This window comes from Nocardia sp. NPDC102475, from assembly GCF_055584605.1.
In genome coordinates this window covers 276,626-301,004 of record NZ_JBVJLS010000005.1, presented here as the reverse complement: position 1 = coordinate 301,004, position 24,379 = coordinate 276,626, and the positions used below count along the sequence as shown (strand labels likewise).

Sequence of the window (24,379 nt, the reverse complement as noted above, 5' to 3'; positions counted from 1 at the left end):
CCGCCGTATCAAACTCCCGAGGAGGACGTTCGATGACCAGATTCACCGACCGGGTCGCCGTGGTCACCGGCGCGGCACAGGGTATCGGCGCGGCCACCGCGCAGCTGCTCGCCGCCCAGGGCGCACAGGTCGCGGTGCTCGACCGCAATGCACCCGAGGACACCGCAGAGCAAATCGTCGCGGCGGGCGGCGCGGCGCGCAGTTATGTCTGCGATGTCACCGACCGCGCCTCGGTGGAATCCGTATTCGCCGATATCGCAACCGATCTCGGCGGTCCGCACATTCTGGTCAACAATGCGGGCATCACCCGCGACGATCTGTTCTTCCGGCTCTCCGAGGACGACTGGAATGCGGTGCTCTCGGTCAATCTGACCGGTGTTTTCCACTGCACCCAGGCGGCCCAGGAGTACATGGTCGCCCAGCGCTACGGCAAGATCGTCTCGCTGTCCAGCCGCTCGGCGCTCGGCAATCGCGGTCAGGCGAATTATGCCGCCGCGAAGGCCGGCATCCAGGGCCTGACCGCGACGCTGGCCATCGAGCTCGGACCGTACAACATCAATGTCAATGCCGTCGCGCCCGGCTACATCGCCACCGCGATGACGGCCGCGACCGCGAACCGGGTCGGGGTCACGGCCGAAGACCACCAGAAGGCTGTGGCCGAGCGGACTCCGCTAGGCCGCGTTGGACAGCCCGAGGAGGTTGCCGCGGTGATCGCTTTTCTGGCCAGCGGTGAGGCGTCCTACGTCAGCGGCCAGACGTTGTACGTCAATGGTGGGGCCCGCTGAATGCGCTGCTAGCGACCGGTTGGCATGCGAGACGGGTAGGTGTTCGCCGTGGCCGAACCGCCACCGTCGGAGCGGACGCAGGGCTGCCAGGTCGGGGACACTCAGGTCCGAGGACCCTACCTGTGCATCTGCGGCGAAGACGGACAGTGGGTGTGTCGGTGCTCACCAGGGCACCCGACCGACGCGGTTGAAGAAGCCGCCGGTGGGGCCGTCGGCACCGATGGTCGCGAGGTGCACGATGGCATCGGTGCCCTCGGTGACCGTTTGATGGCCCGAATTCCCGTTCAAATCCGTTGCGGTGTAACCGGGATCGGCGGCATTGACCCGCATCCGCGGCAGTTCGCGGGAGTACTGCGTGGTGATCATGTTCAGTGCGGTCTTCGAGGAGGGGTAGACCAGCCCGAGGATCTGCGATTCGATCCGGCTCGGATCGGAGGTGATGGCAATCGAACCGATGCCGCTGGACACCATCACGATGCGCGGATTGGTGGCCGCGCGCAGTAGCGGCAGAAAGGCGTGGGTCACCTGCACGGGCCCGAAAACGTTGGTCTCGAAGACCTTTCGGAAATCGGCGGCCACGGTATCGGCGGGAGTGGCGCGCGTACCGCCGATACCCGCATTGTTGATCAGAACATCCAGGTGCGGCGTCCGGCCCGCGATGGTCTGAGCGGCGGCCGCGATCGATTCGACGGACGTCACATCCAACTGGACGAACTCGACGTCTAAACCCTGTTCGGCAAGTTCGAACGCGGCCGCCTTGCCCCGCTCCGCGTCGCGGGCACCGAGGAATACCCGCCAGCCGAGTTCGGCCAGCCTGCGGACCGTTTCGCGGCCGATTCCCTTGTTCGCCCCGGTGACCAGGGCTGTTGTCGTGTTGGTCATGACTCGACCTTGGCCCGCCACCCGAATCTCGCTCCAGGGCTGACAACTCCTGGGACCGGCAGTACCACCCCGGCGTCCGTGTCCTGCGGCATCATCGAGGCATGGATCGCGCCGAACTCGCCAAGCTGCTACGGCAGGCCCGGGCCCGGGTGCGGCCGCGCGATGTCGGGCTGCCCAGCGGTTCGCGCCGCCAGGTGCCGGGGCTGCGGCGCGAGGAGGTCGCGCAACTGGCCGGTGTCAGTGTCGACTATGTGGTCCGGCTCGAACAGGGACGTGGACCGCGACCGTCGGTGGCGGTGCTCGGCGCGCTCGCCCGCGCCCTACGGCTCGCGGATCCCGAACGCGATCTGCTGTTCCGGCTGGCCGGTTCCGCGCCACCGCAGGAAGGCCGCATCAACATGGTGGTGCGACCGAGCGTGCTGCGACTGCTGGACCGGATGTCAGATCTGCCCGCACTGGTGATCTCCGCGAAAGCCGATGTGCTGGCCTGGAATCCGATGGCAGCGGCATTGCTCGGGGACTTCTCCGCGTGGTCGCCCGCCCGGCGCAACATCATCTGGCAATCCTTCCTCGGGATAGAACCCTCCCGCGTGGTCTTCACCCCCACCGAGGCCGAGGCGGCCGCCGAATCCTGGGTCAGCTCGCTGCGCAGCGCGAAGGCGGCCTATCCCGACGATCCGGACCTGGCTCGTCTCGTCGCCGAACTACGTTCGCGCAGTACGCGATTCGACCGACTGTGGTGCGAAGGGAGCACCGGCAACTGGCGCAGCGCCACCAAGACCATCGATCATCCCGAGGTCGGACGGTTGGTCCTGGATTGCGACGCCCTGTTCGTCCCCGACAGCGACCAGGCCGTGGTCGTGTACTCCGCAGCACCTGACACCCCCGCCGCCTCGGCACTCGAACTGCTCCGAATCACGGGGACGCAGCAGCTGAGCGAGCAGCGATAGGGGAAGCCCGATCGCGCGATGTTGCTCGACGGCCGAGACGCCTTCGCCCGCATAGCTTTCGAGAACCTCGCACAAGGTAGATACCTTCTGCGAAGTAGTCACTAGATGTGCGACGGACACGAAGCTTTGCGAGGAGCGGCCGACGACTGCTGCGCGCGACGGCTCGGAGTGCCAAGGCTACGTGTTGGACGGGGCGCCGGCCGTCGTCACCGCCGAGGGTGCAGCGGCAGTTCGGCGACGACTTGCACGCGGTCTTGGCAAGATAGCGGCATGGAACGTGTGCTCGGAATCGGTGGATACTTCATGCGGGCCGCCGACCCCGCGGCCCTGAGCGCGTGGTATCGCGATTGCCTGGGCCTGGACGCCGATGAGAACGGCCTGTGGCGTCAGGGAGCCGGGCCGACGGTGTTCGCGACGTTCGAGTCCGAGACCGACTACTTCGGGTCCCGCGCCCAGCAAACCCTGATGAACTTCCGGGTCCGCGACCTGGATGCGATGCTTGCGCAATTGCGTGCCATGGGAGCGGACGTGGCTGAAGAAACGCAGGACATGGCGGGTGTCGGCCGATTCGGCTGGGTCACCGATCCTGAGGGCAATCGGGTCGAACTGTGGCAGCCCGCCTGAGGCCATCCGGTCGCGGTGCTATCCGGAGAACTCGTCGGCGAGGGTATTCCAGAACATGAGTTCGTAGTTCTGAAAAAGTCTGGCGTACAAGTGTGCGTCGTTCGGATTCGAGCGTCCGCTGTCGATTCCGGCCTGGATTGCGGCGAGGGCCCGCTGTTCGGCTTCGGGGGTGTCGGCGGCGAAGAAGTCGAAGAATGCGCAGGCGGGGTCGTCGAACTCGTAGTGCGCGCGCATGCCTTCGGCGACGGCCCGGCAGTAGCGGCCGAATGCGGCGACATTCGCGTAGATACCGGCCGCGGCGGCGGAAGGCTCGGCGTTCAGCGCCAACCAGGCGACATAGGCCGGGTAGGCCTGGCAACCCGCTCTGGGTAGCTCCATGCCCTGGTCGGGTCCGGCCGCCGCCACGAGCGCCTCCAGCAGTGCGAGTGCCTGCCGCTCGCCTGGTGGGAGGCCGTCGAGGAACGCTCTGACGTGCGGTTCGTCCGTCCGCGCCGCCAAGGCGTGGAAGCTGCGCCAGTCGCTGCTGACGATGCGCTGCTCCTCGGCGGCGATCGCGGCGAAGACCGCGCGCGGCGCTTTGCCCACCGAGATGAGCGGAACCATGCGGTTGCCGTCGTCGTGCGGGGCCAGCTCGGCCTGGATCCCGTCGAGCAGGTCACGAGCGGTAAGGGTCATCGGAACCTCCCTGTGGGGATGCTTCCATTCAAGCGCTGTTCGCCCGCGGGCGACAGGTGTTCAGTCGGTGTGCTCGGCATCCCAGTGTCGGCGGGCGTCGGCGATGCGGTCCTTGTGATCGCGCGACCAGTCGGCGAGTGCGCCGATGGCCTCCGCCAGGCTCTGACCGGTCTCGGTGAGCCGGTACTCGACCTGCGGTGGAATCGTCGGATACGCGATGCGCTCGACCATGCCGTCGCGGCACAGCCGCTTGGTGGTCAGTGTCAGCATGCGCTGTGAGATGCCGGGAATCGCCCGCTCCAATTCGCGGAAACGCCGTACTCCCTTACTCAATTCGACGATCACCAATACCGTCCACCGATCCCCCAGCCGGTCGAGCACATCGCGGATGCCGCAGTCGTCATCGCCACAGGGCCCGTCGGGAATAGTGCCCGTGACCTGCGCGGTGATCGCCGTGTTCGTGACCGACATGAAAGTGCCTCCTTATGCCGCGCGTCGCGGCGACCGATGCTGGGGACGAATTCAGCAACTACAACAATCGGGAGCGTTGTCATGATCCTGGTAACCGGCATCTCCGGATCCCTCGGCGGCCTCGTCCACCGCGGCCTGTCCGCCCTCGACGGCCTGACAGTAGCGGCGGGCAGCCGCTCCGGTGACGACACCGCCACGCGTCGAATCGATTTCGACGATCCGGCAACGCTGTCCGCGGGACTGCGGGATGTCGATGTCCTGGTACTGATTTCGGCCGGATATGCCGAAGACGATGTGGTCTTGGCACGACACGGCGCGGTGATCGACGCCGCCACGGCCGCCGGGGTCCGGCACGTGATCTACACCAGCCTTGCGGGTTCCGGCGATCTGATGACGATTGCCCTGCCGCATCGGTGGACCGAAAAGCGGCTGGCCGCAGCACCATTCGACGTGACCGTCCTGCGCAACGGCCTGTATGCGGAGGTGCCGGTCGGGCTCGCCGTCGCCGGTGCGGCCGCCTCGGCCGAATCCGGGGTTTTCGCCGCGGCCTTCGGCACCGGCCGGATCTCGGTTGTGGCGCGCGAGGATCTGGCCGAGGTGGCCGTGCGGGTGGCCGCCGAGACCGAGCGCGATCTGGCCGCGGGGCGGCGGAGCAGGCATGCGGGCAAGGTGTACGAGCTGGAGGGCGTGACCGCGGTCGGTGGTGCGGATATCGCCGAGATTCTGAGCGAATCCCTCGGTCGCCCGGTGCGATACGCGCCCATCTCGCTCGGCGAAATGCGGAATATGTTGCAGGACAGTGGATTGGAGCCCTATCAGATCACGCACACACTCTCGTTGTTCGCGAATCTCGGTGCCGGACTCCTCGAAGCATCGAGCACCGACCTGCTCGAGCTGCTGCCGAGTGCACCGCGCGATGTTCGGGCCCTCGTCACTGGCGCGGTGCAGGCGGGCGGGTATCGGTCGTTATCGGTGAACGCGGCGGGCTGAGCAAGCCGCATGCAGCCCTCTCGGTGTGCACGGATCGAGGCGGCCCCTGCGCGCTGGGCGGACGCACGCTTGCACGGCCTCAGGGACCTCTAAAACGGTGGCCGCGCGCTTCGGCCCCGAATAGCCTCGGTAGATGCGCTTGCTCGTGCCGTACCACCTCGATGAATACCGGCCGGAGATCGATGCTCCGATCACCCCGGATGCGGTGGTCACGGCAGAGCTGCCTGATGTCGATGATCCATGGGCGCGGATGGCCGTGCTCTATGACGCAGTCGCGGATCGGGTTGCGGAGTCCGCGATTCGCGGTGAACGTGCGATCGTCGCGTCTGGGGATTGCACGACCGCGCTCGGCACGGTGGCCGGATTGCAAAGGGCCGGACTGGATCCCGCGCTCGTCTGGTTCGACGGGCACGGCGATGTGCAAACCCTCGAGACCTCCGCGTCCGGCTACCTCGGTGGCTTCCCGCTGCGCATGCTCGTCGGCTACGGCCGTCACCTCATAGCCGACCGAATCGGCTTGCGCGACATCCCCGAAGACCGCGCCGTCCTGGTCGGCGGCCGCGACCTCGACCCACCGGAGGTCGAATACTTGCGCACCGCGCAGATCCGGCACCGCCCGGTCGGCGACATAGGCGACCTCCCGGACGGCCCGGTCTACCTTCACATCGATTTCGACGTGGTCACCCCGGATGACCTCCCGGGCCTGCTCTTCCCCGCGCCCGACAGCCCCACCCTGGCCGAGGTCTCAGCCGCCGTACGAGCCGTTCTCGCCACCGGCCGAGTCGCCGCCTTCGGCCTGGCCTGCACGTGGCGCGACGACGCCACCGCCGCCGCGCACGTCCGCCCCCTCGTCGACTCCGCCTGATTCGGGGATTCGTACTGGTAGGGCCTCGTATTCCCGCCGAGAACGAAGGGCAAACCACGCTCAGGCAGACGTGGTCGCTTCACCGATCAGCGGCCAGCACTGCCGCGAGGCCTTCTTGCAGATCCTTGACGAAATACTCGGGAACCTCCAGCGACGGGAAATGTCCCCCGGTTTCGGGCGACCTCCATCGGACGATCTGTCGGTACCGCTCCTGTGCCCAGGGGCGCGGACACTTCTCGATGTCGCGGGGATACATGGTGATTGCTGAGGGGACGTCGACCCGAAGTTCGGGGTCGAGCGAGTTGTGGCTTTCGTAGTAAATGCGGGCCGACGATGCGCCGGTCCGCGTCAGCCAATACAGGGTGACGTCATCGAGAATCCTGTCTCTGGAAATCGTCTCGAACGGGCTGTCTTCGGTATCTGTCCACTCTGCGAACTTGTCGAGGATCCAGGCGAGAAGCCCGACTGGTGAGTCGACGAGCGAGTAGCCGATGGTCTGCGGTCGGGTCGCCTGCTGCTTCGCGTACGCCGCGTGGTGGCGCCAGAAATCGCGGGTTTCCTCGGTCCATTTGCGCTCGGTCGCCGTCAGCGCGTCCGTTGTCAACCCGGGCGGTGCCTGCGCGGTCGTTGTGTGGATGCCGAGAACGTGCGCCGGGAACCTGCCGCCGAGGACCGTGGTGATCACACCTCCCCAGTCGCCGCCGTGGGCTGCGAACTTGCTGTAGCCGAGCCTTCCCATCAGTTCGACCCATGCGGCAGCGATCTTTTCGGTTCCCCACCCGGTGGTGGCCGGCTTGTCGCTGTAACCAAAGCCTGGTAGCGACGGGGCCACGACGTGGAACGCTGGCGCGTCTGCATCTTTCGGATCTGCGAGTTCGTCTATTACATCGATGAACTCGGCAATGCTGCCCGGCCAGCCGTGCGTCAAGATCAGAGGAGTGGCATCTGCGCGCCCGGATCGGCGGTGTAGGAAGTGGATTCCCAGATCATCAATGGTCGTGCGGAACTGGCCGATCCGGTTGAGGCGCGCTTCGAACGACCGCCAGTTGTACTCGGTGCGCCAGTAGTTCACGACATCGACGAGGTCGGCGAGAGGAACGCCCTGGTCCCATCGGCGAGGGCCGGGCGCGGCGCGATAGACCGTCTCAGCTTCCGGCAGTCGTGCCGCGGCTAATCGCGCGCGCAGATCGTCGAGGTCAGCGTCAGTTGCGTGGGCTTCAAATGCTTGCACGTCGCTGGTTGGACGTTGTGTGGGCATGAGACCTCCTGGTCCTCGTGGAACCGGCTAAGACCTGTCACGAACCGGCTAAGACGGTTCTAACATGTCTCGATGTCAGCGTGCAACCAGCTAAGGTGGTTCCATGCGTGCTCAGTTCCCCGACTTCCGTCTGGGTAACGTGCTGGCGACCAGCTTCACGGCGACTCTGACGGAGCGCCGTGGCAACGCTGTGGAACGCATTCCCACGCCGCACCGACTCGTCGACTGGCTGGCAGTGAACGGCCTCACCGTGGAGTCCTGCACCACCGCCCAGCTCGAACTCGCTTGGGAACTCAGGGAATCGATTCACGCCGCCGCGACAGCGGCCGCGACTCAGGCCGCTCTCCCGGCGTCTGCTGTCCAAGTCATCAATGACTGCAGCATTCAGGGTCGGGCCGCGGCAATCCTGACGCCCGAGGGCGATCGGCGATGGCGACTCAGCTCGGCTTCCTGCGTAGAAGATGCCTTAGGCGTGATCGCCGCGGACGCGATCAGCATCATCGCAGGCGAACGAGACGGAAAATTGGCCTTGTGCGCATCGCCAACCTGCCAAGCCGCCTTCTTCGACACCAGCCAAAGTCGCACCCGCAAATGGTGTGACATGAACACGTGCGGGAATCGTCAGAAGAAGGCGCGCTTCAATGCCGAGCGCAAAAACCCCAGATCAGCAAAGTAGTCGTTACCCTCGCCGATCAGCAGCCGCACCCGTCCCGAGGGCCCGACCGGCGGTCCTCGCGCACTTCGAGAACTGTGCGGGTGGGCATTGGCGCCCAGCTCATTCGGGCAGCCCCAGCAGCTCACGGCATCGTGACCATCGGCCAGATCGGGGGGCGAGGAGCAAATCCGCCCGATCCGGCGCTAAGCAGTTACGCAGATAGCGGCGCACTATGTGCACTCTGAGCAGTCCTGGCTCGATGCGCCCCGTGAGTATCGGTAGTCAGTCATCGATGACAGGGTCTTCCAGACTGAGGTCGTAGTCGTCGAGTTCCTCCCAGTGCGCGGCGATCTTGTCGGTGTCGATGCGCCCCGCGCGGCGTGGTTGAGCGGGCCGTAGTCTGCGGCCGGGTCGAACCGCCACAACCGCTGATCGGGCAGATTCGCCAACTCCATCATTCCACTTCGGGCCGTGTTCTGTCACCGAAATCGATTGCGCGACAGACGACTCCGATGAAATTGTCCTACCCGGCGGCCTTGTACTTGCGCAGGTATTCGCCGGTGAGTGAGGTGGGGTGGGTCAGCAATTCGGCGGGGGTTCCGGTGAAGACGATTTCACCGCCGTCCTTACCGCCATCGGGGCCGAGATCGATCACCCAGTCGGAGTGGGCCACCACGTCGAGGTTGTGTTCGATCACCACCACCGTATTGCCGCGGTCGACCAAACCGTCCATCAGGGCGAGCAGGGTGTCCACATCCGACATGTGCAGACCGGTGGTCGGTTCGTCGAGGACGTAGACGGTGCCGGTGTTCTGGAGTTGGGTCGCCAGTTTGATGCGTTGGCGTTCGCCGCCGGACAGGGTGCTCATGGCCTGGCCGAGGCTGAGATAGTCCAGGCCCACCTCGTTCATTGTGCGCAGCTTTGTGGACAGTGCCTTTTCGGTGAAGAAACCGAGGGCTTCTTCGGCCGACATTGCCAGCACATCGGCAATCGACTTGTCGCGCAAGGTCAGTGCCAGCACCTCATCGGAGAAGCGCCGTCCATCGCAGGCATCACAGTGGGTGGTCACCGGGTCCATATAGGCGACCTCGGTGATGATCACGCCGCGCCCCTCGCACTGCTTACAGGCTCCGGTCGAGTTGAAACTGAACAGGCCCGGCGACTCCCCCGTCGCCTTGGCGAACAGCTTCCTGATCGGGTCCATCAGGCCCAGATACGTTGCGGGCGTGGACCGCGACGATGCCCCGATCGCCGACTGGTCGACGAAGATCGCATCCGGATGCTCCCGGACGAACACATCGCGGATGAGGCTGCTCTTACCGGAACCGGCGACGCCGGTGATCGAGGTGAGGATGCCGGTCGGCACCGCGACGGTCACATCTTTCAGGTTGTGCACATTCGCATGCTCGATCAGCAACGCGCCGTTCGACTTACGGAAGGTTTCCTTCACCGTGAACGGCCTGCGCAATCCCGCACCCGTCGGCGTATCCGCGGTCCGCAGTTCGGTGAAGGTGCCCTCGAATACCACCTGCCCGCCGTGCAGACCGGCACGCGGCCCGACATCGACGATATGGTCGGCGATCTGGATGACATCGGGATCGTGCTCGACCACCAGCACCGTATTGCCCTTGTCGCGCAGCGCCTTCAGCAGGTTGTTCAACCGGCCGACATCACGCGGATGCAATCCGACGCTCGGCTCGTCGAAAACATAGGTCATCCCGATCAGCGTGCTCGACAGATGTTTGATCATCTTGAGCCGCTGCCCCTCACCACCGGACAGCGTCGAGGTCGGCCGATCCAGGCTCAGATAACCGAGTCCGATATCGGTCACCCGCTGCAGCGCGGTCCGGATCGCGGCGGCCAGTCCGAGTGCGGCCGGATCGCTGATCTCATCGAGCACCGCCATCAGATCGGTGATCTGCAGTCCGGACCAGTCGGCGATATTGCGGCCACCGATCTTCGTCGCCAATGCCGCTTCGTTGAGCCGAGCACCACGACAGGTAGCGCAGACACCCTCGGTGAGGAACTTCTGCATCTGTTCGCGCGTCTTCTCGCTGAGCGTCGAGGTGTCGCGCTGCAACCGGGTGCGCGTGAATTTGGCCGCCAGCCCTTCGTAATTCGCCTTCCAGGTGCCCTTGGCGAAGGTCAGCTCCACCTTGCCGCCGGTGCCGTAGAGCAGGTCGGTGAACTCGTCCTCGGTGTAATCGGCCAATTTCTTGTCCGGGTCGAAGCGCCCGGATTTGCCGTACATCTGCCACTCGCCACTGTCCACCGCATAACCGGGCAGCAGAATCGCGCCCTCGTTGAGCGATTTGCTCCGGTCGACCAAGCGATCCGGATCGGCCCGCACCGCGACTCCGAGTCCATCGCAGTCCGGGCACATGCCCTGCGGCACATTGAACGAGTAGTTGTAGACGAATCCGGCTGAGGGCGAACCGAATCGGGCGAACATCGCTCGCACCATCGAGTAGATATCGGTCATCGTCCCGACGGTCGAGCGCGGCCCGCCGCCGACAGGCTGCTGGTCGATGATGACCGGAGCCGTCAGGTTCTCGATCGCCTCGGCGTGCGGCCGCTCATAGCGCGGCAGGAAGTTGAGAATGAATGCCGGGAATGTCGCATACAGCTGACGCTGGGACTCCACGGCGATTGTGTCGAAGACAATCGACGATTTGCCCGACCCGGAGACGCCGGTAAAGACGGTGATCTTGTTCTTGGGGATTTCCAACGACACATTGCGCAGATTGTGCTCACGGGCACCGAGCACACGGATGACATCCGTGGCGACGACGGAATCGGCAAAAGGCATGTCGCCCACCATGCCATGCACCACCGACAAAATGCCCGGCGGAATGTGATACAGATCACATTAATGTGCTATGCACATAGAATGGCGAGCACGCCGTGACCAGCACTTTCTTCGGCTGCCGCCGGGAGGGTCCAACAGCTCGGCGGATTCCGTTGACGCTCTTGAATTTCGCCCTCCGTCTCATCTCATGAGCCGAGGAAGAGGCGTTCGCACGGCAGGCGCGGATAGCGACTGGTGTCGCCGAGATCGATGGTGACCGCGTCGGCGTAGTGCCGCCTCTGGTGCTCACGCGTGAATATCAACGCCGCGGTAAGGCAGGCGGCGTAGTCGAGGCGCACGCCGTGCAGGAACACGCTGAGATGTACATCCGGTTCGTTGGGCCGAGGCGAAACATCTTCGGGGTCTGACGGTTTCATGCTCACGATTCCTCGATGTCGCGAACATCGGTGGGCTGGACGGTGATTGCGTCGGCCTGGTCGAGATCGGCGTCCGAGTCGGAAATCCATCCGTCCTCGTCGACCAGCAGCAGCGAGCCGTCCGTGCCCTCAAAAATCGGACGGCTGTCGATTGGAGCGCGGTCGAGTTTCTGGTGGGTGTCTTCATGGAAGTCCGCGAGCAGACGAGGCACGGATGGATCTATCCGTGGGCCAGCCCACTCACGGACTGCGAGCGCAACCTGCTCGACCAGATCGGGCGGTGCGCCGGTGTACGCGGCTGGTGGCCCGGTGAACGGGTCTCGTTGCGGAAGTTCTGGTTTGGGCGTGGACATGCCGCAAGGGTGTGTCAAGGGCCGATGGCGGTCGGGGCGCGTTCGCGACCTGGCGAAATCTCCGCGAATCCCCTAAGAACGGGCCAATTCTGCGCTTATGATCCTTCCGGTTCGGAAGAAACCCATGTGGTGGAACGGAACAGGGGGAAGGCACATTGATTCTGACAAACGATGACGATCCCGAAGACACCAGTAGCACCCTGCCGAGACGGCAGTTGGGCCGGTTGCTGCGCGACGCACGGACAGCGGCGGGTCTGAGCTTGGAATCGTCGGCACGCTTGATGGACTGGGGCAAAGCGACATTGAGCCGTCTCGAGAACGGCAAGACAGGAAAGGTCAGACCACGTGACCTTGATGCGCTGGCGGAGTTGTACGGAGTCGATGACGAGGATCTGGTCGCCTGGAAGGATCTCGCTAAACAGGCTCCGGTCCGTTCCTGGTTGCGTGCCTACAGTGATGTGCTGGCAACGAAGTTCGACACCTATCTCGAACTGGAGTCTGCGGCAGCCGAATTGGCGATCTTTCAGCCGCTTGTGATTCCAGGTCTGCTCCAAACCAATGAGTATGCCCGCGCGATGAACCAAGCGACCCAACCTCGAATTCCGGATGAGGATCTAGACCGGCTTGCGGCATTGCGGACCCATCGGCAGCACTTGATCACGCGGGCACGGCACCCAACCAGACTTGTGGCCGTGCTGCATGAAAATGTCACGCGGACCGTAGTCGGCGGATCTGCCGTGATGGCCGATCAATTGCGTCACATCGCGGACATGAGCACCCGCGACAACATCGAGATCCGTTTATTGCCTTATCATGCGGGTTTCCCGACTGGCCGCGTGATTGCGCCGTTCACCATCCTGACCTTTCCCAAGGATTCGGCTGGCAGGCCGGTAGAGCCTTCGGTTATCTATGCGGAGAGCTTCACTGGTGATGCGTATCTTGAGAAGCGTGAGGATCTGCACCGGTTCCAGCGTGCGTTCCGTACTGTGACGCGGGCGACGCTCGACGTTGGCCCAAGTCGCATTCGATTGAGAGAGTTAGCAAGGAGCTATGCGAGTGAACGTTGACCTAACCGGCGCGCAGTGGTTCAAGTCCCGACGCAGCGAAGCCGGTAAAGACTGCGTTGAGGTGGCCTTCCTCGACGGCGGCCAGGTCGGCATGCGGGACTCGAAGAACCCGAACGGTCCCGCGCTCGTGTTCACTCCATCCGAGTGGGACGCCTTCACCGCTGGCGTCAACGGCGGCGAGTTCGACTTGACGTAGGCCGAGGAATTAGATCGGTCCCCAGGTTCTCTGGGGCCGTCTGCATTCCCGGAGTGTCCAGCCCGTTAGGAGTTATTACCGTGAACGTTGACCCAAGTGGCGCGCAGTGGTTCAAGTCCCGACGCAGCGACGCTGGTAAGGAGTGCGTTGAGGTGGCCTTCCTTGACGGCAGCAACGTCGGTATGCGGGACTCGAAGAACCCGACCGGCCCGGCGCTGGTGTTCACTCCGTCCGCGTGGGACGCCTTCACCGCAAGTGTGAGCGACGGCGAGTTCGACCAGACATAGGTCGAGGTAGTAGAGCGGCCCCCAGAATCCACGCTTTGGCTGGGGGCCGTTTTGCGTGTCCGCCTGCCGCGGATCCGGACTACTTGTTGAGGAAAATGCCTGCGATATCGGCTTTTTTGATCGGGGTGTCCTGATTGACCTGGGCACCGCACAGCAGGTCCACCTGAATCATCGTGGCATCCACCGCCGTGCCCGCGGGCTCGTGATCGTCGTTGGTCTGCTGCTTGATGAACTTGGTGATCGTCGTGCGCTTGGTGTCCTGATCCTGTTTGACGTAATCGCGGCAGGTGGTGTCGCCACCCTGGTTCAGCGCCCGCTCGATTTCGGTGCAACCGGCCAGCAGTGCCGCGACCGCCGCGACCCCGAGTCCGGTGCGTAAGAGCGTGGCGTTCATAGAGATCCTCCTGGCGCTTCGGCGGGCGACCATGCCCGCGATGACGCGTAACAGCCTAGGGCAACGGACGGTTACGGTCGGAACGTGCGCAGCGGCACATTCATCTCCGCGGGTGTGAGCGAACCGTGGTGGCCGATCAGCATGGATTCCAGCGGTTCGGCGCCGGTGCGCACGACGCCGCGCAGACCACGGGCCGCGACCACGAGATCGCCGATGCGCTGGGCGATATGCGGTGCGACGGTGGGGCCGAACCAGCCGCGGTCGATCGCCTCGGCGCGGGAGATGACATCGAAGTCGGCGCCGAGGTATTCCTGCCAGGTCGCCGCCACATCGACGGTCGCGCCGTCGACGGTGAAGACATGGCGGGCGCGCGGCTCGCCGCCGAGTAGGCGTACACCCTCGCGCAGTGGCTCGGTCTTGTCGAAGTCGACGCGGTCGGTGAGTTCCACCATGCCGTGGTCGGCGGTCACGACGAGCGCGGCATCGGGTGGCAGATATTCGGCGATGGTGGCGGCCAGCCGGTCGACGTGCGCGAGCTCCAAAAGCCAAGCGTCCGAGGATGGTCCGCGCACGTGACCGGTCGTGTCGAGGTTGCCGTGGTAGGCGTAGACCAGCGAGCGCGGGCCCGCGCGCAGTGCGGTGGCGACGCCGTCGACGAAATCGCCGACAGAAACATAGGGGCGGAATTCGCAGCCGCGCAGCACCGCCCTGGTCAGCCCGGACCCCGCCTGCAGTCGCGGCGCAACTTGGGCCACCGCGATACCGTCGGCCGCGGCGCGCTCGAAAACCGTGGCGGTGGGCTGGAATTGCTCCGGCACCAGATCGTGCAGCAGGTCGATCTTCGGTCCCGCGCCGTGCAGCCGCCAGGTCAGCGCATTCACCAAGCGGTCGTAGCCGGGCACATGTATCAGGTATCCGGTGAACCCGTGTTCGCCGGGCGGCACACCGACGCCGAGTGAACTCAGACTGACCGTCGTCGTGCTCGGGAAGCCCGCTGTCAACGTGCGCTGCGCCAGCGCCGACAGGAATGGCGCCGCATCGGAATTCGCGGCGAGTGCGTCCGCGCCGAGACCGTCGATCAGCAGCACACAGATCCGGTCGGTGGCGAGCTCGAGGCCGAGCCGGTCGACCTCGCCGGGTACGCCGAGCCCGGCGAGGATGGAAGGGAACAAATCAGCTAGAGAGCCCGTGCCGTAGCGAGGGATCACAGCGTCGCGAAGCGACTCCGTGGGGGGTGGCGGTCGGGTGGCGGGTGGGCTGAACACGAACTCAGGCTACTCAGGCTTGGCCGGTCTCGAATCGACTGATTTTGCCGTCACGCACGATGAAGCGCCACGCGGTGCGCATCGAACCCCAGCGGGAATTCGTGTAGTCGGCAACCAGTTCGGTGCCGTTGTCGCCGATTGATTCGACATTCATGCGCCCGTTGCTGCCGAAGATCTCGGAGTCGGTCCACTGGACGAGGTTGCGCTCCACACCGTCATCGGACATGGTCGCGTCGTCGGTGAGGACGGCGTAGAAGCGGTCCTGATCGGCGTCGTTGAGCGCGGTGACGAATTTCTGGACGGTGGGATCGAGCTGCTGTGTCATCGGAACATCCCTCTCGAAGAGTGCGGGTGCATCGGAGGAGCAAACGTTCGGCTTCACTCTAGTGGCGGGTGCGCTCGCGTGGTTGTCACGCGCCGGGGCCGACCAGCGCGGTGAAGGTGCGCATGATGTCCTCGACCAGCGTGGGCACGGTGGTGCCGAGTTGGATGCTGCGCTTTTCGAGCTGACCGTCCAGCCACAGCGAGGCCATGCCGTGCGCCAGGCTCCACCACATGACGGCCAGGGTGTCGGCTTTGTCGGCGGGCAGCAATCCTGCGGCGACGGCTTCGGCGATGGTGCCGGCGAGGACATCGAAGGCCGCGTCGCCCGCCGCCTGCGCATCCGGATGCTTATCGGGTTGCGAGAGTTCCGGGCGGAACATGAGGCGGAAGTAGCCGGGATTTTCCTGGGAGAACCGCACATAGGTTTCGGCCATCGCGGTCAATGCTTGCAGCGGTGCGCCGGCGGCGGCGCGCGCGTCGGCCAAGTCGCTGCCGAGCTGTCGGAAACCCTGGGTCGACAGTGCGGCGAGCAGGGCCGAGCGATCAGCGAAATGGTGGTACGGCGCGCCGGTGCTCACGCCCGCCTCGCGGGCCACCCGCCGCAGACTCACCGCGCCGAGGCCCTCGGTTTCGATCAGCCGCAGGCAGGCGGCGAGGAGCGTGTCGCGCAGCGCGCCGTGGTGGTAACTGGTCCGCGTCACCAATCGAGCGTATTCGACGCCTGCTGGACAGCCTAACTATGCAGTGCTTAGATTATCTGAGCGGCGCTCAGATGGGTTGGCCGCATTCCCTTCTTCGAAGCGGGTAAGCATATGAGCTCACGGGTACTCGTCACCGGCGCAACAGGATTCGTCGCCGGACACGTCATCGCCGAACTGCTCGAGCACGGATACGCCGTGCGTGGCACGGTTCGCGATCTCGGAAAAGCGGATAAACGCGCACATCTGGTGGCACTTGCGGATCGGCTCGGTGGCGAGTTGGAGTTCGTGGCGGCCGATCTCAACGATGATGCGGGGTGGGCGGCGGCCGTTTCGGGCTGCACCTTCGTCCTGCACGTGGCATCACCGTTTCCGGCGACGCCACCGGACGACGAACGGGAACTGATCGATACCGCGGTCGACGGGACATTGCGGGTGTTGCGGGCGTGTGCCGACGGTGGTGTTCAACGCGTCGTGCTCACCTCCTCGATCGCCGCGATCACCTATGGTCACGAGACGGATGCGGTGCGCACCGAGGCCGATTGGTCGGTGGTCGAACGCAGTGCGGCCTATCAGAAGAGCAAGACGCTGGCCGAACGGGCGGCATGGGATTTCGCCGCGAAGTCGGAGCTCGAATTGGTGGTGGTGAATCCCGGAATGGTGTTGGGACCATTGCAATCCGCGGCGACGAGCACCTCGCACGAACCGGTGCGCCGACTACTCGCCCGTGATGCGCCGGGTTCGCCTCGGGTCGGATGGGCAGTGGTGGATGTGCGGGATCTCGCGGTGGCGCATCGGCTGGCGCTGGAGGCTCCCGGAGCGGTCGGAAATCGGTATATCTGCGCGGGCGAACATGTTTGGATGGCGGATATGGGGCGGACATTGGCCGAGGAGTTCGGGCCGCGTGGATACCGGATACCGGCACGGGTGATCCCGAATATTCTCGTGCGGACGATTGCCTTGTTCGACAAGGGGATTCGATTGACGGTGCCCACGTTGGGCCGTACCGAGCAGCTCAGCTCCGAGAAGGCGCGGCGTGAGCTCGGATGGTCGATGCGGCCGGTGCGGGAGACGGTGCTGGATACCGCGGAGAGTTTGATCGAGTTCGGCGTCGTGCCACGGGCTGCCGGTGCGTCGGCGCGTCGGACAGCGGTGAATGCGTAGGACGGGGCCATGCTGATCGCGACACTCATCATCGGCACCATCGGATTGGTACGACGCTGGTTGGGCAGGCGGACGGTGGAGACGAAATCCGATGCGCCGCAACGGCGAAATGCGGTGCGGCGGATCATCGGGTCGGCCAGGTTGTGGCGACCGGGTCCGGTATTGGCGGCGGCGGTGACCTTGGCCGGGATGGTCTGGGTGGGACTGGCGCTCGCGCCGTGCTGATCGGTTCGGCCTGGTAGACAGGAAGGGTGACGGCTGCGCGAGGCAAGTTCCGGTTCGGTGTCACTCTGCTCGCACCCGCTTCGCGGGCGGAGTGGATACGAAAGTGCCGCAGGGCCGAGGAACTCGGGTACGACGTGGTCGGTGTGGCCGACCATCTGGGGTTGCCCGCACCGTTTCCGGCAATGATTCTCGCGGCCGAGGCGACCGAGCGGGTTCGGCTGACGACGTTCGTATTGAATACGCCGTTCTACAACGCGGCGCTCCTGGCGCGCGAGGCCGCGACGGCCGATCAACTCACCGATGGACGGGTCGAGTTGGGCCTCGGAGCCGGATATGTCCGGGAGGAATTCGAAACGGCCGGAATCACTTTCGAGAGCGCGCGCAAGCGGGTCGAGCAGTTGGCGACGACCGCGGCGACATTGCGGCGGTTGTTCGCCGATCCCGAGTATCAGCCCCGGCCCGCGCAACCCTCGGGTCCGCCGCTGGTCATCGCCGGTTGGGGCGATCGGCTGCTGGGGGTCGCGGCCGAATATGCCGATATCGTCGCGCTGCCCGGTGCCGCTCCGGCGTACAACGGTGGACCGCTGCAGTTCGTCGGACCCGCCGCCACCGATGCGCGGATGGTGTACCTGCGGGAGTTGCTCGGGGCACGGGCCGAGGAGGTCGAGCTGAATATCCTGCTGCAGCGCGTAATTCCACCGGAGGAACGGTCGGCCGCACTGGAACTGTATGGGCCGCATCTGCCCACCGATGTCGCCAACCGGCCAGAGGAGTTGCCCGCATTGCTGATCGGCACGCCGAAGGAAATGGCGCGGCAGTTGGAAGAGCGCAGGGAAAGGTTCGGATTCAGCTACGTCTCGGTGCTGGAGAGCAGCATGGAGCCGATGGGCGCGGTCATCGAACTGCTGCGCTGAATGCGGGGACACGCCACGGCAGGTCAGTCCGCGACATTGTGCGCGGCCAGCCAGTCGGCCGCCCGCTTACGGGAGGCCCGGCTCAGCCAGGCGTCCTGGATGACCTCGGCCAACTCCTGCTTACTGAGTTCACCGATGCGACTGCCGCGCACCAGGACCGATAGATGCCCGTCGAAATGCGGGGTGGTGAAAAACGGTGAATCCGGATCCTGCACCAGCGCGAGTTTGTCCGACTCCGAGGGCACCCAGATCACGATCACATCGGTATAGCGCTCACCGGTGTCCGGATCGAACGCGTCGGGGCGCGGATTGCGGAAGAAGACGAAGGATTTACCGCCTACCTGGTAGACCGCATTGCCGTGCGGTCCGTCCACCCGATTGACGAACGGCATGCCGGTGGCCAGTTCATGCACGTCGGCCACCTTGGCTCGTCGCGAAACCTTCGCCATATCAGCAGCGTAGACCGCGATCGCACATCGGAGTTGAATCTTCAATGGAGGACGGTCGGTTTGCTGTCGAACCCTCGACTCGAGCTAATGCGTACGCCATCATGAGATAGCGAATGTGAGCTCACACTGACGATGGGGTTGACGAGGTGGCACAATTCCGCACCCTCACCCAACAACGGGCCGCACTGGAAAAAGAATGGGCGCGTTGGGCGACGGCTCCGAGTAGCACTATCGGCATACCCGCGGGTTCGACCTCGCTACGCAACGAGGTCGCCGAGTCCTGGCAGCGGTCGCTGACGACCGTCGATCCGAGCTGCACCGAGGCCCCCGGCCTGGACGATGTCCGCGATCGCTGGACCGAATCCCCACTGCGCCAACCGATTACCGAGCTGGCCGGTGATCTGCGCGACATCTCCGAGGACTCCGGCTACCTCGCGGTCGTCACCGATTCCGCGGGCACCATTCTCTGGTCCTGCGGCGATCGCGCGCTGCGCCGCCAAGCCGAGGCGGTGAACTTCGCGCCCGGCGGCTGCTGGGACGAAAGCCATATGGGCACCAACGGATTGTCGCTCGCCCTGCACAGCGACCGCCCGACCACCGTGTTCTCCGCCGAACATCTGGTCGCCGCGCTGCACGGCTGGGTCTGCTATTCCGCGCCGATCCACGCACCCGACGGCCGCCAGGTCGGTGTGCTCGATCTGTCCAGTTCCTGGGAGCGTTCGCATCCGATGGTGCTGACCTCGGTCCGTGCGCTGGTCACCGCGGTCGAGACGATGTTGCGGGCGGCCGCACCGACACCGGCGCGCGGTGTGCGGCTCGAATGTCTGGGCGGCGCACGGCTGGTCCGCGACGGCAGGCCGGTGCCATTGCCGCCGCGCCACTTGGAAATCCTGGCGCTGCTCGCGCTGGAGCCCGACGGGTTCACTCCGGAGCAACTGCAGGCCGCGGTCTACGGCGACCGTCCGGTCTCTTCCAGCACGCTCAAGGCAGATGTTTCGCATCTGCGGCGCACCACCGGTGGTGAGATCAGCAACCGCCGCTACATGCTCACCGGTCCGGTCTCCTGCGATGCGGTCGATCTACTCGCCGCCATCCAGGCGGGCGACACCACCTCGGCGGTCTGGCTGTACCGCGGACCGCTGCTGCCCGGGTCGGACACCCCCGGTGTGCTGCAGTGGCGCAACCATCTCGATGTCGGGGTGCGCACGGCGGTACTGGCCAGTGACCGCGCCGATCACGCCGTGGCTTTCGGCGAGCGCTCCCCCGGCGATATCGAGGTGCACGAACACGCGCTGCGGTTGCTGCCCGCCGACGATGTGCGCCGGGCGGTGGTCGTCGCCCGGTTGTACACCGCGCTGCGTTCCTGAGTCACCCCTGCCACAACGGCACCAACCTCGCACCAACCTTCTCGGGACATAGTGGCCCGGCAAGAAGATTCGCGAGGAGCGCCCACAGATGATCTACGCCAAACCGGGGTCCGCCACCGGCATCGTCACCTACGCCAGTCGTTACGACAACTTCATCGGTGGTGACTGGGCGGCTCCGATCGAGGGCAGGTACTTCGAGAACCCGTCCCCGGTCGACGGCGAAACCTTCTGCTCGGTGGCGCGCTCGTCCGCGGCCGATATCGATATGGCCCTCGAAGCCGCGCACCTCGCCGCCGGGAAATGGGCCGCCACCTCGCCCGCCGAGCGCGCGAATATCCTCAACAAGATCGCCGACCGGATCGAGCACAGCCTCGAACCCCTCGCCATCGCCGAAACCTGGGACAACGGCAAACCCGTTCGCGAAACTCTCGCCGCCGACCTGCCTTTGGCTGTCGATCACTTCCGCTACTTCGCCGGCGCCATCCGCGCCCAGGAGGGCAGCATCGCCGAAATCGATGTCGATACCATCGCCTACCACTTCCACGAACCGCTCGGGGTGGTCGGTCAGATCATCCCGTGGAACTTCCCGATTCTGATGGCCGCGTGGAAGCTGGCCCCGGCCCTGGCGGCGGGCAACTGTGTGGTGCTCAAACCCGCTGAGCAGACCCCGGCATCGATTCTGCTGGTGATCGAGCTCATCGCCGATCTCCTGCCGCCCGGAGTTCTCAACGTGGTCAACGGTTTCGGTGTCGAGGCGGGTAAGCCACTGGCGGCGAGTCCGCGCGTGGCCAAGGTCGCCTTCACCGGTGAGACCACCACCGGACGGCTCATCATGCAGTACGCGAGCGAGAACATCATCCCGGTCAGTCTGGAGTTGGGCGGCAAGAGCCCCAATATCTTCCTGCCCGATGTCATGGCAGCCGATGACGAATTCCTGGACAAGGCCGTCGAGGGCTTCGTGATGTTCGCGCTCAACCAGGGCGAGGTGTGCACCTGTCCCTCGCGCGCACTGATCCATTCGTCGATCTACGACGAATTCCTGGCCCGCTGCATCGAGCGAACCAGAGCCATCAGGGGCGGCAATCCGCTCGACGACACCACCATGATCGGAGCCCAAGCCAGTAACGACCAATTCGAAAAGATCCTCTCCTATATCGACATCGGCAGGCGGGAAGGCGCCCGTGTGCTCACCGGAGGAGAAGCACGCAAGGTGGACGGACTTCCGGGTGGCTACTACATCCAGCCGACGATTTTCGAGGGCACCAATACGATGCGGATCTTCCAGGAGGAGATCTTCGGCCCGGTGGTGGCGGTAACCAGGTTCGACACCGTCGAAGAGGCGACCATGATCGCCAACGACACCCTCTACGGCCTCGGCGCCGGGGTGTGGACCAGGGATATCACCACGGCTTACCGGATGGGCCGGGCAATCAAGGCAGGGCGAGTATGGACCAACTGTTTCCACGCGTACCCCGCACACGCCGCCTTCGGCGGGTACAAGAAGTCCGGCATCGGCCGGGAAAACCACAAAATGATGCTCGAGCACTACCAGCAGACCAAGAATCTGCTGGTCAGTTATTCACCGACAAAACTCGGATTTTTCTGATGCATGGCAGAGTAGCCCGCGTCGCGATCACCGAGCGGGCGCGAGAAGTGTTGCGCCGGTTGATAGAACAGCATGGACCGGTGCTGTTCCACCAATCCGGCGGCTGCTGCGACGGCAGTTCACCGATGTGTTTCGGGGTGCGCGAATTCCGGGTCGGCGGCGCGGATGTGCTGCTGGGCCGGCTGCCGTGGCATACCGAATTCTGGATCAGCGGCGATCAATTCGAACTGTGGAAGCACACCCATCTCACCGTGGACGTGGTGAACGGTCGTGGCAGCGGATTCTCGCTGGAGGCGCCCGAGGGCGTGCGGTTCATCATCAGATCGCGACTGCTGACCGATGAGGAGACGGCGGTCCTGGCGGCGGGCCCGCCACCGCGGACGGGAGCCGATCGGATGAGTTGACTGCCGAAAAAGCAGTCGCCGGTACCTGATTCACGCCCGCGGGTGCGTCCGCGGGCGGCCAACGGGTGATCGGCCCGGGGGTCCGCAGCCCTGGGCCGACACCACGAAGCCCCGCCGTCCCGCTGCAGACCGGGACGGCGGGGTCGGTGTCTTACCGGCCGGGCAGGAAACGGAAGCCGCGGGTGAGCGTCATCAGCAGCCGCTGCCATTTGTCCTGCGAAATCACCGGCGGCGCATCGAGATTCATGAATCGCGTGACGACAACGGTCTGCGGTTCGGTGAACTTCAGCAGCCCGTCCGGGCCGTGCCTGCGCCCGACACCGGAGATGCCCATACCGCCCATCGGGGCGGCGGTGGTGCCCCAGGCCGGGGCATAACCCTCGTCGACGCAGACGGTGCCCGCGTGCAGTCGCTCGGCGATCCGCTCCCCCGCGTCCTTGCTCGCCGCCCAGACGCTCGCGTTCAGGCCGTATTCGGTGTCGTTGGCCAGCCCGATCGCCTCCTCGACGCTCTCGACCGGGTAGATCGAGACCAGCGGGCCGAAGGTTTCGTTGCGGCCGCACTCCATCTCGTCGGTGACATCGGCGAGCACGGTGGGTTCGAAGAACAGCGGTCCCAGATCTGGGCGCGCCTTGCCGCCCACGAGCACCTGCGCGCCCTTGGAGGTCGCGTCGGCGACGTGCTTGGAGACGGTCTCCAATTGCGCCTCGGAGATGAGGCTGCCGATATCGGCCGAATAGTCATAGGCCGCACCGAGTTTCGCGGCCTGCACGGCGGCGACGAACTTCTCGGTGAACTCCGCGGCGACCGCCTTCTCCACATAAAGCCGCTCGATCGAAATACACAGCTGACCGGCATTGGAGAAGCAGGCGCGCACCGCGGCCTTGGCGGCCTTGTCAAGCTTCGCGCCGCGGGTGACGATCATCGGGTTCTTGCCGCCGAGTTCGGCGGAGAACCCGATGAGCCTGCGCCCGCACTGTTCGGCCAGGGTGCGCCCCGTCGCGGAGGAGCCGGTGAACATCAGGTAGTCGCAGTTGTCCACGATGGCGGTGCCGACCACGGTGCCCGGGCCGGGGACGACGGCGAGCAGATCGCGGGGCAGTCCGGCCTGGTAGAGCAGTTCGGCGCTGGCCAGTGCGGAGAACGGGGTCTGGCTATCGGGTTTGACGATCACCGCGTTGCCCGCGAGCAGCGCCGGGATCGAATCGCCGATGGACAGCAGCATCGGATAGTTCCACGGCGCGATCACACCGACGACGCCCTTGGGGTGGTGGCGCACGGTCGCCCGGTTGAGCACCGGGAAGGCGCCGGGCACGCGATGCGCGTCGAGCAGATCGGGGGCGACCCTGGCGAAATAGCGGGCCGCGAACATCAGGCCCATGATCTCTTCCTGGGCGGCCCAGCGCGCTTTACCGGTTTCGGCCTGGATCACGTCCATCAGGAATTCGCGCTGTTCGATGACCAATTCGCGGTATCGCTCGAGTACCGCGGCACGGTCCTTGGCCGAGCGCGCGGCCCATCGGGCCTGCGCGGCCTTGGCCTTGTCGAGTGCGGCGGCCACATCATCGGCGGTGCCCACGGGTACGCTGCCGAGTGCGGTGCCGGTGAAGGTTTCGGCGATGGTTTTGCGCGCACGGGTGTCCGGATCAGCGATCGCGGCGAGCGCACTCAGACGGTCGAAGACTTCGGCATTCGGCGCGGGCATCGGTGCCTCCTACTTGTGAGTAACCCCGGGATACACACAACATACGCCGCCTGCGGTAGCCATAGCAGCCACTAGCCGGGTTTGGCGGATGACGACGCCTATTCGTCCGAAATTGTCACGTTCGCGAGAACCGATTTGTCTCATGGGCACCTGAACCCAATCGAGGGAGGAATCATGAATATCGCGCTGTGGATCGGACAGATCGTGCTGGCCGTCGTGTTCACCGCATCCGGGATCGCGAAAGCCACGCAATCCAAGGAGAAGTTGGTCGAGATGGGCCAGACGGGCGTCGCGGTGTTCCCGAAGACGGTGGTGCGCTTGACCGCCTACGCCGAATTGCTCGGTGTCATCGGCATTATCGTGCCGTGGTGGACCGGGATCGCGCCGGTGCTCACCCCATTGGCAGCGGTCGGTTTCGCCGCGGTGATGATCGGCGCGATCAGCTCGCACATCCGTCTGCGCGAACCCCGCAATATCGCGATCACCACGACGATCCTGATCATTGCCGTACTGGTCGCCATCGGCCGTTTCGCGGGCCTGTGACCGTGGTGGCGCGCCCCAGGAGCTGCCGGTCCAGTCCG

General features: G+C 65.1%; 30 protein-coding genes. 16 read left to right on the top strand and 14 right to left on the bottom strand.

Annotation, left to right across the window (positions count from 1 at the left end):
* Positions 1-32 precede the first annotated feature (32 nt).
* Positions 33-785, top strand: a complete 753-nt coding sequence (fabG, locus tag ACZ60G_RS11860; RefSeq protein ID WP_465809613.1) for a 3-oxoacyl-ACP reductase FabG — start codon at positions 33-35, stop codon at positions 783-785.
* Between the two features lie 162 nt (positions 786-947).
* Here fabG and ACZ60G_RS11855 read toward each other — a convergent pair whose 3' ends face one another.
* Positions 948-1,667, bottom strand: a complete 720-nt coding sequence (locus ACZ60G_RS11855) for an SDR family oxidoreductase (RefSeq protein ID WP_465809611.1) — start codon at positions 1,665-1,667, stop codon at positions 948-950.
* Positions 1,668-1,768: 101 nt separating this feature from the next.
* Here ACZ60G_RS11855 and ACZ60G_RS11850 point away from each other — a divergent pair, with 101 nt between their 5' ends.
* Together ACZ60G_RS11850 and ACZ60G_RS11845 are read left to right on the top strand one after the other, a co-directional pair.
* Positions 1,769-2,617, top strand: a complete 849-nt coding sequence (locus ACZ60G_RS11850) for a helix-turn-helix transcriptional regulator (RefSeq protein WP_465809610.1) — start codon at positions 1,769-1,771, stop codon at positions 2,615-2,617.
* Positions 2,618-2,887: 270 nt separating this feature from the next.
* Positions 2,888-3,241 carry a VOC family protein gene (locus ACZ60G_RS11845; protein WP_465809608.1) on the top strand — a complete coding sequence of 118 codons (354 nt, stop codon included), beginning with the start codon at positions 2,888-2,890 and terminating at the stop codon, positions 3,239-3,241.
* A gap of 18 nt (positions 3,242-3,259) precedes the next feature.
* Here ACZ60G_RS11845 and ACZ60G_RS11840 read toward each other — a convergent pair whose 3' ends face one another.
* On the bottom strand, positions 3,260-3,916 hold the full coding sequence (locus tag ACZ60G_RS11840) for a hypothetical protein (protein WP_465809606.1): 657 nt from the start codon (positions 3,914-3,916) through the stop codon (positions 3,260-3,262).
* A 60-nt stretch (positions 3,917-3,976) separates the two neighbouring features.
* Positions 3,977-4,387: a winged helix-turn-helix transcriptional regulator gene (locus ACZ60G_RS11835; RefSeq protein WP_465809604.1), complete on the bottom strand. Its 411-nt coding sequence runs from the start codon at positions 4,385-4,387 to the stop codon at positions 3,977-3,979.
* 81 nt (positions 4,388-4,468) lie between these two features.
* On the opposite strand from ACZ60G_RS11835, the gene ACZ60G_RS11830 reads away from it, so the two are divergent.
* Both ACZ60G_RS11830 and ACZ60G_RS11825 read left to right on the top strand, forming a co-directional pair.
* On the top strand, positions 4,469-5,377 hold the full coding sequence (locus tag ACZ60G_RS11830) for a Rossmann-fold NAD(P)-binding domain-containing protein (RefSeq protein ID WP_465809603.1): 909 nt from the start codon (positions 4,469-4,471) through the stop codon (positions 5,375-5,377).
* 133 nt (positions 5,378-5,510) lie between these two features.
* Positions 5,511-6,242 (top strand): arginase family protein, encoded by a 732-nt coding sequence (locus ACZ60G_RS11825; protein ID WP_465809601.1) that lies wholly within the window; start codon positions 5,511-5,513, stop codon positions 6,240-6,242.
* A gap of 79 nt (positions 6,243-6,321) precedes the next feature.
* Here the strand turns inward: ACZ60G_RS11825 and ACZ60G_RS11820 are convergent, their stop codons facing one another.
* On the bottom strand, positions 6,322-7,500 hold the full coding sequence (locus ACZ60G_RS11820; protein ID WP_465809599.1) for an epoxide hydrolase family protein: 1,179 nt from the start codon (positions 7,498-7,500) through the stop codon (positions 6,322-6,324).
* Positions 7,501-7,603: 103 nt separating this feature from the next.
* Here ACZ60G_RS11820 and ACZ60G_RS11815 point away from each other — a divergent pair, with 103 nt between their 5' ends.
* Positions 7,604-8,176 carry a CGNR zinc finger domain-containing protein gene (locus tag ACZ60G_RS11815; protein ID WP_465809598.1) on the top strand — a complete coding sequence of 191 codons (573 nt, stop codon included), beginning with the start codon at positions 7,604-7,606 and terminating at the stop codon, positions 8,174-8,176.
* A 261-nt stretch (positions 8,177-8,437) separates the two neighbouring features.
* Here the strand turns inward: ACZ60G_RS11815 and ACZ60G_RS11810 are convergent, their stop codons facing one another.
* The 4 genes from ACZ60G_RS11810 to ACZ60G_RS11795 form a co-directional block, all read right to left on the bottom strand.
* Positions 8,438-8,578, bottom strand: coding sequence for a hypothetical protein (locus tag ACZ60G_RS11810; protein WP_465809596.1), 141 nt, complete (start codon positions 8,576-8,578; stop codon positions 8,438-8,440).
* A 100-nt stretch (positions 8,579-8,678) separates the two neighbouring features.
* Positions 8,679-10,964 (bottom strand): ATP-binding cassette domain-containing protein, encoded by a 2,286-nt coding sequence (locus ACZ60G_RS11805; protein WP_465809594.1) that lies wholly within the window; start codon positions 10,962-10,964, stop codon positions 8,679-8,681.
* Between the two features lie 185 nt (positions 10,965-11,149).
* Positions 11,150-11,380, bottom strand: coding sequence for a hypothetical protein (locus ACZ60G_RS11800; RefSeq protein ID WP_465809592.1), 231 nt, complete (start codon positions 11,378-11,380; stop codon positions 11,150-11,152).
* A 2-nt stretch (positions 11,381-11,382) separates the two neighbouring features.
* Positions 11,383-11,592, bottom strand: coding sequence for a hypothetical protein (locus ACZ60G_RS11795; RefSeq protein ID WP_465809590.1), 210 nt, complete (start codon positions 11,590-11,592; stop codon positions 11,383-11,385).
* A gap of 296 nt (positions 11,593-11,888) precedes the next feature.
* Here ACZ60G_RS11795 and ACZ60G_RS11790 point away from each other — a divergent pair, with 296 nt between their 5' ends.
* From ACZ60G_RS11790 to ACZ60G_RS11780, 3 genes are all read left to right on the top strand, one after another.
* A complete protein-coding gene (locus tag ACZ60G_RS11790; protein WP_465809588.1) occupies positions 11,889-12,800 on the top strand; it encodes a helix-turn-helix domain-containing protein in 912 nt (303 codons plus the stop codon).
* A complete protein-coding gene (locus ACZ60G_RS11785; RefSeq protein ID WP_465809586.1) occupies positions 12,790-12,996 on the top strand; it encodes a DUF397 domain-containing protein in 207 nt (68 codons plus the stop codon). The genes ACZ60G_RS11790 and ACZ60G_RS11785 overlap by 11 nt, the downstream gene beginning before the upstream one ends.
* An 80-nt stretch (positions 12,997-13,076) precedes the next feature.
* Positions 13,077-13,283: a DUF397 domain-containing protein gene (locus ACZ60G_RS11780; RefSeq protein ID WP_465809584.1), complete on the top strand. Its 207-nt coding sequence runs from the start codon at positions 13,077-13,079 to the stop codon at positions 13,281-13,283.
* 79 nt (positions 13,284-13,362) lie between these two features.
* Here the strand turns inward: ACZ60G_RS11780 and ACZ60G_RS11775 are convergent, their stop codons facing one another.
* The 4 genes from ACZ60G_RS11775 to ACZ60G_RS11760 form a co-directional block, all read right to left on the bottom strand.
* A complete protein-coding gene (locus ACZ60G_RS11775; RefSeq protein WP_364351237.1) occupies positions 13,363-13,677 on the bottom strand; it encodes a hypothetical protein in 315 nt (104 codons plus the stop codon).
* A gap of 71 nt (positions 13,678-13,748) precedes the next feature.
* Complete coding sequence (locus ACZ60G_RS11770) at positions 13,749-14,849, bottom strand: alkaline phosphatase family protein (protein WP_465809581.1); 1,101 nt, start codon at positions 14,847-14,849, stop codon at positions 13,749-13,751.
* A 106-nt stretch (positions 14,850-14,955) separates the two neighbouring features.
* Positions 14,956-15,267 carry a nuclear transport factor 2-like protein gene (locus ACZ60G_RS11765; protein WP_465809579.1) on the bottom strand — a complete coding sequence of 104 codons (312 nt, stop codon included), beginning with the start codon at positions 15,265-15,267 and terminating at the stop codon, positions 14,956-14,958.
* An 85-nt stretch (positions 15,268-15,352) separates the two neighbouring features.
* Positions 15,353-15,967: a TetR/AcrR family transcriptional regulator gene (locus ACZ60G_RS11760; RefSeq protein ID WP_465809577.1), complete on the bottom strand. Its 615-nt coding sequence runs from the start codon at positions 15,965-15,967 to the stop codon at positions 15,353-15,355.
* A 111-nt stretch (positions 15,968-16,078) separates the two neighbouring features.
* Here ACZ60G_RS11760 and ACZ60G_RS11755 point away from each other — a divergent pair, with 111 nt between their 5' ends.
* From ACZ60G_RS11755 to ACZ60G_RS11745, 3 genes are read left to right on the top strand one after another with little or no spacing between them, the layout of a single operon-like run.
* Positions 16,079-17,128 (top strand): SDR family oxidoreductase, encoded by a 1,050-nt coding sequence (locus tag ACZ60G_RS11755; protein ID WP_465809575.1) that lies wholly within the window; start codon positions 16,079-16,081, stop codon positions 17,126-17,128.
* A 9-nt stretch (positions 17,129-17,137) separates the two neighbouring features.
* Entirely contained in the window at positions 17,138-17,353 is a 216-nt protein-coding gene (locus ACZ60G_RS11750) for a hypothetical protein (RefSeq protein ID WP_465809573.1), read from the top strand.
* Between the two features lie 26 nt (positions 17,354-17,379).
* On the top strand, positions 17,380-18,267 hold the full coding sequence (locus ACZ60G_RS11745) for a TIGR03621 family F420-dependent LLM class oxidoreductase (protein WP_465809571.1): 888 nt from the start codon (positions 17,380-17,382) through the stop codon (positions 18,265-18,267).
* Positions 18,268-18,290: 23 nt separating this feature from the next.
* Here ACZ60G_RS11745 and ACZ60G_RS11740 read toward each other — a convergent pair whose 3' ends face one another.
* Complete coding sequence (locus tag ACZ60G_RS11740; RefSeq protein WP_465809569.1) at positions 18,291-18,716, bottom strand: MmcQ/YjbR family DNA-binding protein; 426 nt, start codon at positions 18,714-18,716, stop codon at positions 18,291-18,293.
* A gap of 146 nt (positions 18,717-18,862) precedes the next feature.
* Between ACZ60G_RS11740 and ACZ60G_RS11735 the strand changes: the two genes are divergently transcribed.
* The 3 genes from ACZ60G_RS11735 (at position 18,863) to ACZ60G_RS11725 (ending at position 22,093) form a co-directional block, all read left to right on the top strand.
* Positions 18,863-20,083: a transcriptional regulator gene (locus ACZ60G_RS11735; RefSeq protein WP_465809568.1), complete on the top strand. Its 1,221-nt coding sequence runs from the start codon at positions 18,863-18,865 to the stop codon at positions 20,081-20,083.
* Positions 20,084-20,171: 88 nt separating this feature from the next.
* Positions 20,172-21,689 (top strand): acetaldehyde dehydrogenase ExaC, encoded by a 1,518-nt coding sequence (gene exaC, locus ACZ60G_RS11730; protein WP_465809566.1) that lies wholly within the window; start codon positions 20,172-20,174, stop codon positions 21,687-21,689.
* The gene (locus ACZ60G_RS11725) at positions 21,689-22,093 is read left to right on the top strand and encodes a DUF779 domain-containing protein (protein ID WP_465809564.1); all 405 of its coding nucleotides are present in this window, start codon (positions 21,689-21,691) and stop codon (positions 22,091-22,093) included. The genes exaC and ACZ60G_RS11725 overlap by 1 nt, the downstream gene beginning before the upstream one ends.
* A gap of 151 nt (positions 22,094-22,244) precedes the next feature.
* Here ACZ60G_RS11725 and ACZ60G_RS11720 read toward each other — a convergent pair whose 3' ends face one another.
* The gene (locus ACZ60G_RS11720) at positions 22,245-23,798 is read right to left on the bottom strand and encodes a succinic semialdehyde dehydrogenase (protein WP_465809563.1); all 1,554 of its coding nucleotides are present in this window, start codon (positions 23,796-23,798) and stop codon (positions 22,245-22,247) included.
* 174 nt (positions 23,799-23,972) lie between these two features.
* On the opposite strand from ACZ60G_RS11720, the gene ACZ60G_RS11715 reads away from it, so the two are divergent.
* Entirely contained in the window at positions 23,973-24,341 is a 369-nt protein-coding gene (locus ACZ60G_RS11715) for a DoxX family protein (RefSeq protein WP_465809561.1), read from the top strand.
* Positions 24,342-24,379 lie beyond the last annotated feature (38 nt).